This is a genomic window from Salinisphaera hydrothermalis C41B8 (assembly GCF_000732535.1).
Lineage (GTDB): Bacteria > Pseudomonadota > Gammaproteobacteria > Nevskiales > Salinisphaeraceae > Salinisphaera > Salinisphaera hydrothermalis.
This window is the reverse complement of the sequence record NZ_APNK01000002.1, coordinates 134,391-147,350: the sequence shown is the minus strand read 5'-3', so window position 1 is coordinate 147,350 and position 12,960 is coordinate 134,391. Positions and strand designations below refer to the sequence as shown.

Sequence of the window (12,960 nt, the reverse complement as noted above, 5' to 3'; positions counted from 1 at the left end):
TCATGTTCATCAACGTCGTGATCGCCGTGATCGTGCTATTGGCGATCTTCGTCTTCGCCTCGATCAAGATCCTGCCGGAATACGAGCGGGGCGTGATGTTCACGCTCGGCCGCATGACCGGCGTGAAAGGTCCGGGCATTTTCCTGGTCATTCCGGTTATCCAGAAGATGATCAAGGTCGACATGCGTGTGACCGTCATGGACGTGCCGGCCCAGGAAGTCATCTCGCGCGACAACGTCTCGGTACAGGTCAACGCAGTGGTGTATTTCCGCGTGATCGAGGCCAACAAGGCGATCGTCGAGGTCGAGAATTTCTATGCCGCCATCAGCCAGCTGTCGCAGACCACGCTGCGTAGCGTGCTCGGCCAGCACGAGCTCGACGACATGCTCGCCGAACGCGAGAAACTCAACGCACATATACAGGAAATCCTGGACCGTCAGACCGACGCCTGGGGCGTCAAGGTCGCCAATGTCGAAATCAAACAGGTCGAACTCGACGAAAGCATGACTCGAGCGATCGCCCGCCAGGCCGAGGCCGAACGCTCGCGGCGCGCCAAGATCATCAATGCCGAAGGCGAGCTTCAGGCCGCAGAGAATCTGCGGGCGGCCGCGCGCGAGCTGTCGCACGAGCCGCAGGCCATGCAGCTGCGTTATCTACAGACGCTGCTGGACATGGGCAACAACGAGAACGCGACCATCGTGTTCCCGCTGCCCATGGATCTAATCGAGCCGCTGCTCAAGAGCGCCCGACGTACCGACGATGGCAACCGAGATGCCGGCTCAGGCGCCCAGTAATAACTCGACGTTGTCGTAGGCGCGGCTGAAGAAACTGCCGCGTTTGACCGTGGCGCCGGCATAAATCGGGACTTCTCGCAGCAGCCGGTCGTTGTAGAGAATGCGCAGTTGGCCCAGCCTGGCGCCCTTGTGCACGGGCGCCATCATGCGCGCGGGCAAACGTGCCTGATAGACCAGCGCGTTGCGTTGGCCGCGCGGGTAAGCCACGTTGATGGCGCCCCGTGCGATCACCGGCAGGCGATCGTCGGCGCCGTCCCAGATGCGCAGGCTCTTGATCGGCCGGTCGGCGGGCCAGACCGTGCCACTTCGATAGTAGCGAAATGCGTAGTTGATCAAGGCGTCGCATTCATGCTTGCGCGCGAGCGCCGAGCGTGCGCCGAGCACGACTGCGATGACCCGCATGCCGTCGGCGCTCGCCGAGGCGGCCAGATGATACCCGGCGGACTTCTCGTACCCGGTCACTCCACCGTCGACCCGCGGGTCGGACCAGAGCAGAGAATTCCGGTTGTATTGTTTGATGCCGTCGTATGTGAAGACCCGCTGATTGAAATACCGGCGGTAGTAGCGCGGGAACCGGTGCACCAGCGCGGCGTAAAGCCGTGCCATGTCCGCAGCGCTCACATATTGCCCCGACGCCGGCAAACCGGTCACGTTGACGAAATGGGTATGCCCAAGATCGAGCCGAGCGGCGTAGCGGTTCATGTAAATGACGAAGGTGCTCGTCGTACCGGCGATAGACTGCGCGAGCTCCACGGCCGCGTCGTTGCCCGCCATGGTGATCAGGCCATGCAACAGCTGATTCACCGAGACCTTGTCGCCGACTTTGAGAAACATCCGTGAGCCGCTCGTACGCCACGCTTTCTTGCTGACGGTTAACTCGGTCTGCGGCGACAGCCGACCGTGGCGCATTGCATCGAACACGATATAGCTGACCATCAGTTTGGCGAAGCTGGCCGGCGCGATTTCCTCGTCTGGATGTTTTGCGACCAACGTCTGGCCGGACCGATAAGTGGTCAGAATATAACTCGGCGCGCCCAACGCTCGCGGTGCCGGTACCCGCGGCGCATCGGCCCGTGCGAGTGGCACCATCGTCCACGAGATTGCCAGAGTCAGACATGTGAGCCATGCCTTCATGAGGGGTTGCTCCTTTCACCGAGCCCGCTTGTCGAAGATGTGCGGCACATCACTGTTCCAGCCACCACGGCGTAACAGGCGTCGTGGCCGGCTCAGTGATCGGGACCGTATTCGGCGCAGACATGCAACAGACGATGCGCGCCGGCGGCGCCGTCGGTCGCAGCAACGCAACACATGCCACTCGATTCATTGATGGTCCAGATTGCGATCTATTGACATACACCTGCCCTCACCTGACGCCCTTGGGCCAGAACCGAACTCAGGCTCTCGCAGCGCGCCGAATCGCTGCGCTGACTCGACGGCAGCGAGTGAGCGTTTACGGTGACGCGGCCGCCGGTTCAGCTGGCGTATCGGGTTCGATAAGCCCGCCCCGACGGGCCCGCAATAAGCTATCAGGCCGGCAGTCGCGCCCCCGAACGAATCGACAGTACGAACCGGCCAGGCGGCGTTGCATACCTTGACCGTAGGGCCCGCCACGCTCGGCGGCATACGCCTTGCCTGACACGACGGGCGGGCCTCATGCGGTGGCGTCTCTCGTGACGACACGCCATAGGGTCTGTTGAGGTTTCGTGCGAGTCCGCGCCAAGCGCTGTTTTGCGGCAAGACGAGGCGTAGCGAACGTGGCGTAGTGGTTCTACGCGAGAGAGCTATAACGCTGTATTGCCGTCGTGTCGTTAATTTAAGGGCGCTTGTCCCTTCGGGTTGGGCCGCCCATAAAAAATTAACCAGGGGCGCCCGGCGGCGTTGCGAGTCTGGGGCGTGGCACGCCACGACGCGGCGACTCGCGCCTTGCCGGACACGATTTGCGGACGCCAACGCGGCGCTCGCACGAAACCTCAACAGACCCTAGTCCAAGGCATGCCTCGTAGGTGCGGCGGTCGCCGGCACTGCAAATGGCTGGCCCTCGACAGCCGCGACCCGTTGAGCCAGGCCCATCAACATGGCGGCCGTGGCGCCCCAGATATGGTCGCCTTCGAAATCGATCGAATAGATGCGGTAATCGATCCCGTTCCGCTGCAGCACCTCGCTTCGATAATGCGTGGCGTCCATCGCATAGGCCATCGGCACGCGAAAAATACGCGCGACCTCGACACCATCGGGCTCGAGCGGCTGACCGGGCTCTACCCATCCCACGAACGGGCTGATCTCGAATCCGGTGACCGTGCGGTAAGTCGGCAAACGGCCCATCAATTCGACGGCGGTGCGTGCAAGGCCGATTTCTTCGTGGCATTCACGAAGCGCGGCATCAGCCGGCCCGGCATCGCCCGCGTCGAGACGACCGCCCGGAAAGCTGATCTGGCCGGGATGATGACGCAGCGCATGGCTGCGTTCGGTGAACAGGATGCGTGGCGTAGCGGTCGCTTCGATTCCGATCAACACCGCCGCCGGCCGCGTGGCATGCCTCGCGCGCCGGGCGTCCGACGCCGGCAGATCGTCGGCAACCGGCACATCGGGTGCCAGCGCCGCTTCAATCCGTTGTCGCCACATATGCACCGCGGCGGCGTCAGTCGCCCGATTTAAGCTTGTTGGCATACCCCTTGGTGAGCTCCTGGAAGCGCGGCGTCAGCCCGGTATCGGCATACATCGGATCGCCCAGGTCATCGTAGCCGGCGACTTCTTCGCCCGGCTGATAAGAAAACGAACTGGCGAGTTCATCGAGCGCACAGGCCAACAGATCGGTAATGATTCGCTCACGCGTGAGGCCCGGGAACATCTCCGCCAGCGCTTCGATCTTGGCTGCGTCATAGATCGGCAACTGTACCGCGTAACTTTGGTCCGTACGCGGCTCGCCCGCACTCGATTGCCACTGCGAGACCAGCTCACTAATTTTCATTCCGCCTCATCTCCTGTTATCGCGGACCGAGCACCGCCCCATCGGCTGTCTCGGTAAACCATGTCAGTACGCATCGCCATTGTCAGGCCGCGAAATCGCGCGCGCCAGCGTCAATGAAACGCAATGTCGTACCGCCCGGCTATTATCGCGCAAGTTGCCGCATCGCCAAGCCGAACCGGATCGTAAATCAAGGTCGGTTGCGAATCCCGACGCTGTACCGAGCGCAACATGAAGCAATCGTCGTGCCGAGACGCGCGTTATGAGAACCTGCGATACACGTTGACCCCACCCCGGCCCGCTGCTAGCTTTGCCGCCACTCTACGAGGACCATCAAGCTTATGGCCAAATCGGAAAAAACCTGGAGTCTCAAGGAAATAGACCAGGAGCGAGGCAGTACGAAGGGCGCTGCGTTTCTCGCATTCAAGCAACTCAAGGATAGTTTTGACGAGGGCCGTGATTTCTACTACCTGAGCGCTTCCGAGGATGCCGACGAAATCGAAAAGCTGCGTGAAGCCGGTCGCATCTATGCCACCACGGTCAATGCCATCCTGTTGACCGAAGCGGGTTATCTGGCGGTGGTCGATTATCTCGACGGCTAAACCCGGATAGCGCGCTTGGCATGACCGGCATGCACGCACGGCCATCGTTGGCAAAAAGCGGCGCCCTCACGCATCATAGCGGGCTGACCTGACGAGCCAGCCCACGGCCCGATGCAAGACGCCCGCGAGCTTTTGACCCGACTGCCTCTATGTTTCAAGCCCGAGGCAGCCGGCGACCTGTCCATGACAGCCCAGTATTTGATCCGTAATCCGGTCTATATCACGATCGAAAACGGCCAGTGCAACGCCCATGAAGGGCTTGCGCCCAATCCTGACGTCACGCTCAAAGTCCGGGACGAGCATCTGATCAAGCTCATGACCGGTCGCATGCGCGGTCTGACGGCATTTCTTACTGGCCGGCTCAAGGTCGAAGGCAACTATATGCTGGCACAGAAGCTCCAGCAGGTCTTCGACACCTCACGCCTGCGATGACCGAAGCCGCCGCTGCGGTGGCATGGCGGCTGGGCGCAGACCGCGTCGAGTCGGCCCGGGATCGTCAACATGCGGCCACTCTCGGCCTGACGCCGATTAACGACGTGCCGGCGCTGGGCTTTTACATCGAACGCGACGATGACGGGCTGGTGCTACGCCACGCGGCCGACCCGGCAGGCACGGGTCTACGCTGCGCCCTGGCCGATACAACAGAACTCGCGGATCGTCAGGCCGGCGGCCGACGCTCGCCCTTGGCCCGTGCGTTCGGCCTTCATCGACACGCGCCGATGCGCGTTCTGGATACCACTGCTGGGCTCGCCCGCGACGCGGCCACGCTTGCCAGCCTTGGCTGCGACGTGACCGCGATCGAGCGCCAGCCGGCGCTGTACGCGCTCATCGAGGATGCCACGCAGCGCATTCATGCCACGCCCGAGCAGCGCCCCGTCTGGTGGTCGCATTGGCAGTGGCCGGTACACGCGGACGCCGCAGATTGGTTATCGGCCGACGCCGGTCAGAAGGCGTTCGACGCCATTTATATCGATCCGATGTTCGCCAGCCCGCGGCGCAAGTCGGCACCACAGAAAGCGCTCGCCTGGCTTGCTGAACTTGCGGGAACCGACGAAGATGCCCCGGCCTTGCTCGAAATCGCCCGCGCCCACGCACGCCGCCGTGTGGTGGTCAAACAACATGCCCGCGCCGAACCGATGGCGCCGCCCGACCTGCAGATACGGGGGCGGGCCATCCGCTTCGATATCTATTTGACGCCGCGCGCCTGAACGCGCCTGTCGTTCAGATCGGCTGCAACTCGGCCAGAAAACGCCGATAGTTTTCGACGTAGTGCGCGGCGCCGTGTCCAAGCGCTTCAATTTCCTCGGGCCCGAGCTCGCGCTTGACGCGGCCCGGTGCGCCAACCACGAGGCTGTTGTCCGGAATCGTCTTGCCTTCGGGAATGAGCGCGCCCGCACCGATCAGGCAGTTCCGGCCGATCGTGGCGCCATTAAGTACCACGGCCTGGATGCCCACGAGGCTGTTATCGCCGATGGTGCAGCCGTGCAGCATCGCCTGATGGCCAACGGTGACGTGGGCGCCGACGGTGAGCGGAAATCCCGGATCGGTATGCAGTACGCAGGCTTCTTGAATATTGCTGCCCTCGCCGATCGAGATCAGCTCCTGATCGCCGCGCAGCACGGCGTTGAACCAGATACTCGAACGTTCGGCCAACTGTACGCGCCCGATCACGGTCGCGTTGTCGGCGACGAAATAATCGCCGCTCGCGGGTACTTTCGGAGCGATGTCACCCAATCGATAGCGCATGCACTTCTCCTCCGTTTTGTGATGCCGTATTGCGATACACGCCGACGTCAGCTCTTTCGTCCACCCGGTTTGCGGGCCACATCGTCTCGCACGTACACCGGCAGCGCCTCGCTCGCCACGAGCGTTCGTCCGTCGGCGAACAGCGGCCACGCCAGACGAGCGACGTCGATCGCATGCGGCGCATCGACGCCGATCGGTGATGCATCAAGCCCCTGCACCTCGACGACCAGAGACCAGCCGTTACCCGCGCGACAGACCTTGTTCGTCGTCTCAACCATCAGATCGGCCGGCGCCATCACCCGTTCGGCGGCCATGGGCTCGGGCAGCCCACCGCGCTCGTACGTCGCGGTGTAGATCTCGCCCATGCGCGCATCCTGCACGACTTGGACACGGTCGGCCGTCGAGTCGTGATCGAACGCCCGCGCGGCGATCGCCGCCAGGGTCGAAATCCCGACCACCGGCAAGTTCGCGCCGCCGGCCAAGCCCTGGACCAGGCCGGCCGCGATACGCAGTCCGGTAAACGCCCCCGGGCCGCGTGCGAACGCGATACCGTCCAGATCGGCGAGCCCCAGCCGCGCGTCGTCGAGCAGTTGCTGCGCGGCAGGCAGCAGGCGCGTCGCGTGCGCGCGCGGCGCGATTTCGAAGACCTCGCGTGCCCGATCGGGGGCATCGCTATCGAACAGCGCGACGGAGAGTGCCTCGGTGGAGGCATCCAATGCGAGTATTTTCATGAGCGTGACGTTTCGATCGTCGAGGGCGCCAGTTCGTCGACGAACGCACAGGCCGCGCTGCGATTTCGCGTGATCGCCATCGGCGGCAGGCTGGCCCGGATCACCGAGCCATAGCGCGCGGTAAACAGGCGCGGGTCGCAGATGGCAAGCACGCCGCGATCCTCGGCGTCGCGGATCAGCCGGCCGACGCCCTGCTTGAGCATGATCACCGCCTGTGGCAGTTGATAATCCATGAATGGGTTCTGGCCTTCTGCCTTCATCGCCTCGAAGCGCGCCGCGAGCACCGGGTCCGCCGGCGAGGCGAACGGCAATTTATCGATGATCACCAGCCGCAACCCATGGCCGCGCACGTCTACGCCTTCCCAGAAACTGCTGGTCGCCACCAGAATAGCGTTCGAATCGGCGCGGAAATCGGCCAACAGGCTGGCGCGGGGCGCCTGCCCCTGGACCAGCGGATCGAAGCCGGCGTTGACCAATGCCTCCCCGTAGCGCCGTACGGCGCGATAGCTCGTACAGAGCACGAATGCCCCACCTTCGGCGGCGTTGATCAGCGCGACGATTTCCTCGACCGCGGCGTCGTCAAAGTTCGGCGCGGACGGCGCCGGCATACGCTGCGGCGAGTACAGCAGCGCGTTCTGTTCGTAATCGAACGGGCTCGGCAGGATACGAGTTTCGACATCCGCCAGACCGAGTCGGCTACAGAAATAACCCAGTTCGTCTTTCACCGAGAGGGTCGCGGACGTGAAAATCCAGGCACTGGGCGTGGACTCCACCGCACGAGCGAACGGCGTGGCCACATCCAGCGGTGTGCTGTGCCAGATCCAGCTGGAACCGCGTCGCTCGATCCAGCTTACGCGCTCGCCGTCCTCGGCAACTACCGTCGCCAACCGCGTACGCAGATCTTCGGCGCGGCGCGCGATCGACTTCAAGCCTTCGCTACGCTCGGTGGCCGGCTCCAGCGTGCTTTCGAGCGTGTGGATGGCCTCGAGCAGCGCGTCTCGGGCCGCCACGCGCTCGGGGCTCGCGATCTCGCGCCAGCCTTCCGTCAGGGCGCCCTGCCCGAGCGCTTCGGTGAATCCGCCCTCACACTCGCCGAGCGTGTTGAAAGAATCGGCGAGATCCGGCATGTCGCCGCCCAACGCCTCGATCTCGGCGCGGCCGTCGCGCACCAGATCGCGCAGTTGGCGCGAGGATACGGCCTGGCCGAAGAAACGACCGGCAATATCGGGCAGCTTGTGCGCCTCGTCGAGTACGATGGCATCAGCGCCGGGCAGGACTTCGCCGAACCCGGCTTCACGCACGGTCATATCGGCGAATAACAAATAATGATTGGCGATGACCAGATCGGCCGCCTGCGCCTCGCGACGCGCATGCAGCACCCAACACTGATCGTAGAGCGGGCAATCGGTACCCAGGCAGTTATCGGTCGTGGACGTGATTCGTGGCCACAGCGCGTCACCGTCGCTTGGGTCGCCGAACTCCCCAATGTCGCCCGTCCGAGTGCGCCCCGCCCATTCGCGCACTTTGCGTAGCCGTGGCGCGAGATACAGATCGCCACTGGTTTCGGCCAGGTCCAGCCGATGCAGACAAAGATAGTTGGAGCGGCCCTTGAGCACCGCCGTATGCACGCTGCGCCCCAACACGGTCTGAGCCAGCGGCACGTCCTTCTCGGCGAGCTGCGTCTGCAGGTAACGGGTCGCGGTTGACACGATCACCTTGCGCCGCGAGGCCAACGCCGGCAACAAATAAGCGAGCGTCTTGCCGGTTCCCGTGCCGGCTTCGACGACCAGACGCCCCCCGGCATCCATCGCGCGCGCCACAGCCGTCGCCATTTCGGCCTGGCCGGCGCGTGGGCGATAACCGGGCAACGCCGCGGCGAGAGCCGCGTCGTCCTCGAACAGCGCGGCTCCGGCCGCCGCCGTCATTGGTTGTATTGCGACGCGGCCTGGCGGAAGTTGACCGCCTGCGCGCTGGCTTTCTGGGCCCCCATCTTATCGCCCGCCTGCTTGCGCGCTTCCGCGATCAGCTGCCAATTGCCGGATTCCACGAACGGATTATTGTCCGACACGCTGTTGGACTTCATTGCCATCTGCTCGGCCTGCCCGTTCTGTCCTTCGGCCAGCCGGACCGCGGCCAAGCGCTGGTAGATGAACGGGTTGCGCGGGTCGAGGTCGAGTGCGCGTTCCAGGGTCGAGGCCGCCGCGTCCATATGGCCTGCGTTGGCCAGCGTATCGGCACGGCCCAGCAACGACATCACCGCCGGACTGCTGATCTCTGATGCGCTGCGGGGCGGCGCTTTCTTGGGTTGCTGCGGCGCGGTTGTCGCGGTTTGCCCGCCGCCGTTACCCGACGACTGAGGTGTCGTCGGCCCCGGTTGCCCGGTCTGGCTCGGAGTCGGGCTCGGGCTCGGTTGCGGCGGCGGATTATTGCCGCCCGGCCGCGACATGCCGCCGGGCTGCGTCGCACAGCCGGCCACGAGGATCAGAGCGCCGAGCGCGATGAGTAATTTTGTGTGTTGCATATCAGAACAGGCGCTGGAACCAGTTGCCCTTCCGTTTTTCCGGCTGCTGCTCTTGTTGCTGCTGTTGCCGGTGGTATTGGGCATTCTGGCTCATGATATCGGTATCGCAAGGGGTCAGCCCCTGCGGCACATAGCCTTTGATAAAAGGTACTTTTACCGCATTCGGACAGTTTTGCCCATGACCGTACATCGCATCCGGGTCCGGTCCGAGCCCCTGATTCACCGCCCCCGGGTTGAACACCAGATTCAACGGCATCTGCGCGATGTTATCGGGCGGCGTGTTCACAATGCCGCGCGCATCGATATCTTTCATGATCCGCGACCAGATCGGCAAGGCGCCAGTGGCGCCGGTCAGATGCGCGGATTTGTCGTCGTCGCGCCCGACCCAGACCACGCTCACGCGATTCGCGCCAAAACCGGCGAACCAGGCATCGCGCAGATTGTTTGTCGTGCCCGTCTTGCCGGCCATCTGCTTCGAGTTATCGAGCACACGATACATGCCCGCGCCGGTGCCGTAGCGGGCCACGCGTTCCATGAGCCATTGAACGATGTACGCCGGCCCCGGATCGACCACTTGGTGGATCTTGAGCGGATAACGGGTCAGCGGCTTGCCGTTGCGTGTGGTGACATCACGAATCGCGCGTAGCGGCGTGTAATAACCGCCCGTCGCCAGCGTGTTATAGATCTGCGCGACGTCCAGGGGCGTCATGCCTACCGCGCCGAGCGCGAGCGACGGCACCGCCATCGGTTTGCCGCGATAACCGAGGTCGTGCAGCGTTTTGATGATATTAGGGATGCCGACCGACAGCGCCAGCCGCGAGCTCGCCAGATTCAGGCTGTGCTCAAGGGCGTAATACAGCGGCACATCCGTGCCGTGGCTATGCTCCGAGTAGTTATGGGGACGCCATGTCTTGCCGTTGGCCAGTTTCACGGCGAGCGGGGAATCGTCCAGCGGCGTGATGGGGTTGAACTTGGAGGGGTTCTTGATCGCGGTCAGGTAATCGACCGGCTTCATCAATGAACCGACCTGCCGACGCGCGTCCAGCGCCCGGTTGAAGCCGGCATAGCCACGGTCACGCCCGCCGACCAGCGCGAGCACATTGCCGCCTTCGACGCTCGTGACCACTGCCGCGGATTCGAGGCTGTCCTTCTTGATGCCACGGGCCTTCTCGACGCGCTTGAGTCCCTGGTCGACTTCCTTCTCGGCGGCGGCCTGCACGCTCGGATCGAGCGTTGTGAAGATTCGTAGGCCGCCTTCGGTAAGGTCCGAATCGTTGTACTGCCCGTGCAGCTGCTCGCGTACCAGATCGATGAACGCCGGATACTGCGTATTGCCGTGAGCCGAGCGATTGGTCACGCCAAGCGGCGCCGCTTTGGCTTTCTGCCAGGCCTTGTCCTTGAGAAAGCCGGCGTTGTGGAACATATCCAGCACGAGATCGCGCCGTGCCTTGGCCCGTTTCGGATGCTGGCGCGGGTTGTAGTAGCTCGGGCCCTTGACCATGCCCACCAGCAGCGCGATCTCGCTCGGCTGCAGCTCCTGTACCGGCTTGCGGAAATAGAAGTAGCTCGCCAGACCGAAGCCATGGATCGCGCGCGAGCCGTCCTGGCCGAGGTACACCTCGTTGAGGTAAGCCTGAAGGATCTCGTCCTTGGAAAAATGCGCATCCAGCAGGATGGCCATCAGCGCTTCCTTGAGTTTGCGGCCGATGGTCTGGCGATTGGTCAGATAGAAGTTCTTCACCAACTGCTGCGTGAGCGTGGAACCGCCCTGCACGATGTGGCCCGCGCGTAGATCCGCCCAGGCTGCGCGGACGATCGCCTTGGGCGACACGCCCCAGTTGGTCATGAAACTGCGATCCTCGACCGTAATCAGTCCAGCCGGCAGCATGGGCGGGACATCGCCCAGCTTCACCAGAATCCGGTCCGAGCCGTTGGTCGGGTAGATACTGCCAATCAACAATGGGTCGAGCCGAATCAGCGCCAGCTTGCCCTTGTCGTCGATGGACTTGAACGAGGCAACCCCGCTGCCGTCAAAGGTCAGCTGTATTTCGCGGTCGGGCTGCGTGCCGTCCCAGAACTGGAACGCGCGAGTATGAATCGACAGCGTCGAACCGGAGGCCTTGAACGTGCCCTGGTCGCTGAGCGTATCGGCCTCGCGATAACCCTGGCGCTCCAGGCGCTGCTCTAGATCCTTCTCCGATAGATCCAGGCCGGCGTAGAGCTCCAGCGGGCTGGCGTAAACCTTGGCCGGCAGCTTCCAGCGCGTCCCCTCGAACTTGGAACGCACCTCATGATCGAGATGCACCGTATAAAGCGCCAGTGCGGCCGCGCCCGCACAGAATACCAACGCGACATACGGCAGAAGCCGACGAAACCAGCCGCGCGGCTGGCCGCGACGAGGTTTGGAGCGCTTACCGGATTTACGAGATTTTTTCGCCAACGGGACCATCCACGCGTTCGAACCGCGCAGATAGTACCAAAGCTAGAACCGGTTGGCGTTCGAGCCGTCAGCGCCACCTGCAACACCCGAAGGCTGTGGTTGGGCGCGATGCTTCAAAAGTGGTCGGCCCCGATTGAACCAGCGCCGCCAACGACCGACCGCCATCGGCGCGAATCCGTATCGATCTGCTGATCGATGTCGGAAAGAACGAGGAAGAAGCCCGCGTGATGCACCGATACCGAAGACGCCCGGAAACCCAACCCGCCGTTGGCGGTTTTCGCGTTTATCGTCGGGCGAAAACAGCAAACGCCAAAGAACAAGTCAGGGGTCGCGCGCGCAATAGGCGAACGAGACGGCTACGGGCGCTGGCCACAATCCCAGCGCCCCGATCGGAGACGCCTAGGCGTTCTTGGCGGCGTTGCGCTGGCCGCTCTTTACCTCTCTTTCCAGTTCTTCCATGCCGACGTGGCGGACGTCGCGCCCGCCAACGAAGTACACGACGTATTCACCAATGTTCGTCGAGTGGTCGCCGATCCGCTCCAGCGCCTTGACCGCCCACATCACGTCGAGCATGTGCCGGATCGTACGCGGGTCCTCCATCATGAAGGTGATGCACTGACGCATGACCCCTTCGTATTCACGATCGACTTCCGAGTCATGTTGGGCAACCGCCAGCGCGGTCTCGGTGTCCATCCGGGCGAACGCATCCAGCGCATCGCGCACCATCTGGCGCACGTGTCGACCGAGCGCCTCGATCTGCCGGAATGCGCTCGTCGGGCGTTCCTGCCCAGCCAGTTGCATGGCCATGCGGCCGATCTTTTCGGCTTCGTCGCCGATGCGCTCGAGATCGGTGATGGTCTTGGCAATGGCGAGCACCAGGCGCAGATCGCCGGCCTGGGGCTGGCGCCGCGCGAGGATCTTGGTGCACTCCTCGTCGATCGCGACTTCCATCGCGTTGATCTTGTAATCGCTGCGCGAGACTTCCTCGCCCAGGCCACCATCGCCATCCACCAGCGCTTTCACGCCGTTGGCGATCTGTTGCTCAACCAACCCGCCCATGGTGAGCACGCGTTCACGCACGTCCTCGAGTTCGACGTCGAACTGCTTGGATGTATGTTTTTCGATGCCGACTTTATCCAGTTCCATGATGGCCTCGTCGCG

The 12,960-nt window shown here is 63.3% G+C and carries 13 protein-coding genes; 4 read left to right on the top strand and 9 right to left on the bottom strand.

The annotated features are described in order from the left end of the window. Positions 1-2 precede the first annotated feature (2 nt). On the top strand, positions 3-794 hold the full coding sequence (locus tag C41B8_RS02270) for a slipin family protein (protein ID WP_051882770.1): 792 nt from the start codon (positions 3-5) through the stop codon (positions 792-794). Here the strand turns inward: C41B8_RS02270 and C41B8_RS02265 are convergent. The 3 genes from C41B8_RS02265 to C41B8_RS02255 form a co-directional block, all read right to left on the bottom strand. Further along, entirely contained in the window at positions 780-1,928 is a 1,149-nt protein-coding gene (locus C41B8_RS02265) for a D-alanyl-D-alanine carboxypeptidase family protein (protein ID WP_037333444.1), read from the bottom strand. The genes C41B8_RS02270 and C41B8_RS02265 overlap by 15 nt on opposite strands. 846 nt (positions 1,929-2,774) lie before the next feature. Further along, complete coding sequence (locus tag C41B8_RS02260; protein ID WP_051882768.1) at positions 2,775-3,416, bottom strand: CoA pyrophosphatase; 642 nt, start codon at positions 3,414-3,416, stop codon at positions 2,775-2,777. Between the two features lie 16 nt (positions 3,417-3,432). Next, positions 3,433-3,762 carry a hypothetical protein gene (locus C41B8_RS02255; RefSeq protein WP_037333441.1) on the bottom strand — a complete coding sequence of 110 codons (330 nt, stop codon included), beginning with the start codon at positions 3,760-3,762 and terminating at the stop codon, positions 3,433-3,435. Positions 3,763-4,100: 338 nt separating this feature from the next. Here C41B8_RS02255 and C41B8_RS02250 point away from each other — a divergent pair, with 338 nt between their 5' ends. The 3 genes from C41B8_RS02250 (at position 4,101) to C41B8_RS02240 (ending at position 5,569) form a co-directional block, all read left to right on the top strand. Continuing rightward, on the top strand, positions 4,101-4,361 hold the full coding sequence (locus C41B8_RS02250) for a hypothetical protein (RefSeq protein WP_037333439.1): 261 nt from the start codon (positions 4,101-4,103) through the stop codon (positions 4,359-4,361). Between the two features lie 111 nt (positions 4,362-4,472). After that, the gene (locus C41B8_RS02245) at positions 4,473-4,793 is read left to right on the top strand and encodes an SCP2 sterol-binding domain-containing protein (protein WP_037333437.1); all 321 of its coding nucleotides are present in this window, start codon (positions 4,473-4,475) and stop codon (positions 4,791-4,793) included. Then, positions 4,790-5,569 carry a class I SAM-dependent methyltransferase gene (locus C41B8_RS02240; protein ID WP_051882766.1) on the top strand — a complete coding sequence of 260 codons (780 nt, stop codon included), beginning with the start codon at positions 4,790-4,792 and terminating at the stop codon, positions 5,567-5,569. Before C41B8_RS02245 ends, C41B8_RS02240 begins: the two co-directional genes overlap by 4 nt. 13 nt (positions 5,570-5,582) lie before the next feature. Here C41B8_RS02240 and C41B8_RS02235 read toward each other — a convergent pair whose 3' ends face one another. From C41B8_RS02235 to phoU, 6 genes are all read right to left on the bottom strand, one after another. Next, positions 5,583-6,107, bottom strand: a complete 525-nt coding sequence (locus C41B8_RS02235; protein ID WP_037333434.1) for a gamma carbonic anhydrase family protein — start codon at positions 6,105-6,107, stop codon at positions 5,583-5,585. 47 nt (positions 6,108-6,154) lie between these two features. Next, positions 6,155-6,838: a tRNA (adenosine(37)-N6)-threonylcarbamoyltransferase complex dimerization subunit type 1 TsaB gene (gene tsaB / locus C41B8_RS02230; protein ID WP_037333432.1), complete on the bottom strand. Its 684-nt coding sequence runs from the start codon at positions 6,836-6,838 to the stop codon at positions 6,155-6,157. Beyond that, on the bottom strand, positions 6,835-8,763 hold the full coding sequence (locus tag C41B8_RS02225) for an ATP-dependent DNA helicase (protein WP_037333429.1): 1,929 nt from the start codon (positions 8,761-8,763) through the stop codon (positions 6,835-6,837). Before C41B8_RS02225 ends, tsaB begins: the two co-directional genes overlap by 4 nt. Beyond that, a complete protein-coding gene (locus tag C41B8_RS19255) occupies positions 8,760-9,359 on the bottom strand; it encodes a tetratricopeptide repeat protein (RefSeq protein ID WP_051882763.1) in 600 nt (199 codons plus the stop codon). Before C41B8_RS19255 ends, C41B8_RS02225 begins: the two co-directional genes overlap by 4 nt. A 1-nt stretch (position 9,360) precedes the next feature. Continuing rightward, entirely contained in the window at positions 9,361-11,799 is a 2,439-nt protein-coding gene (gene mrcB, locus C41B8_RS02215) for a penicillin-binding protein 1B (protein WP_198025008.1), read from the bottom strand. 399 nt (positions 11,800-12,198) lie between these two features. Then, positions 12,199-12,939, bottom strand: coding sequence for a phosphate signaling complex protein PhoU (phoU, locus tag C41B8_RS02205; RefSeq protein WP_415752816.1), 741 nt, complete (start codon positions 12,937-12,939; stop codon positions 12,199-12,201). Positions 12,940-12,960 lie beyond the last annotated feature (21 nt).

Excerpts from the sequence above, each read along its gene's own strand:
- C41B8_RS02235 (WP_037333434.1), bottom strand. The coding sequence starts at position 6,107 with ATGCGCTATCGATTGGGTGACATCGCTCCGAAAGTACCCGCGAGCGGC.
- C41B8_RS02225 (WP_037333429.1), bottom strand. The coding sequence starts at position 8,763 with ATGACGGCGGCGGCCGGAGCCGCGCTGTTCGAGGACGACGCGGCTCTC.
- tsaB (WP_037333432.1), bottom strand. The coding sequence starts at position 6,838 with ATGAAAATACTCGCATTGGATGCCTCCACCGAGGCACTCTCCGTCGCG.
- C41B8_RS02260 (WP_051882768.1), bottom strand. The coding sequence starts at position 3,416 with ATGTGGCGACAACGGATTGAAGCGGCGCTGGCACCCGATGTGCCGGTT.
- C41B8_RS02240 (WP_051882766.1), top strand. The coding sequence starts at position 4,790 with ATGACCGAAGCCGCCGCTGCGGTGGCATGGCGGCTGGGCGCAGACCGC.
- C41B8_RS02265 (WP_037333444.1), bottom strand. The coding sequence starts at position 1,928 with ATGAAGGCATGGCTCACATGTCTGACTCTGGCAATCTCGTGGACGATG.
- C41B8_RS02250 (WP_037333439.1), top strand. The coding sequence starts at position 4,101 with ATGGCCAAATCGGAAAAAACCTGGAGTCTCAAGGAAATAGACCAGGAG.
- C41B8_RS02245 (WP_037333437.1), top strand. The coding sequence starts at position 4,473 with ATGCAAGACGCCCGCGAGCTTTTGACCCGACTGCCTCTATGTTTCAAG.
- C41B8_RS19255 (WP_051882763.1), bottom strand. The coding sequence starts at position 9,359 with ATGCAACACACAAAATTACTCATCGCGCTCGGCGCTCTGATCCTCGTG.
- C41B8_RS02255 (WP_037333441.1), bottom strand. The coding sequence starts at position 3,762 with ATGAAAATTAGTGAGCTGGTCTCGCAGTGGCAATCGAGTGCGGGCGAG.
- C41B8_RS02270 (WP_051882770.1), top strand. The coding sequence starts at position 3 with ATGTTCATCAACGTCGTGATCGCCGTGATCGTGCTATTGGCGATCTTC.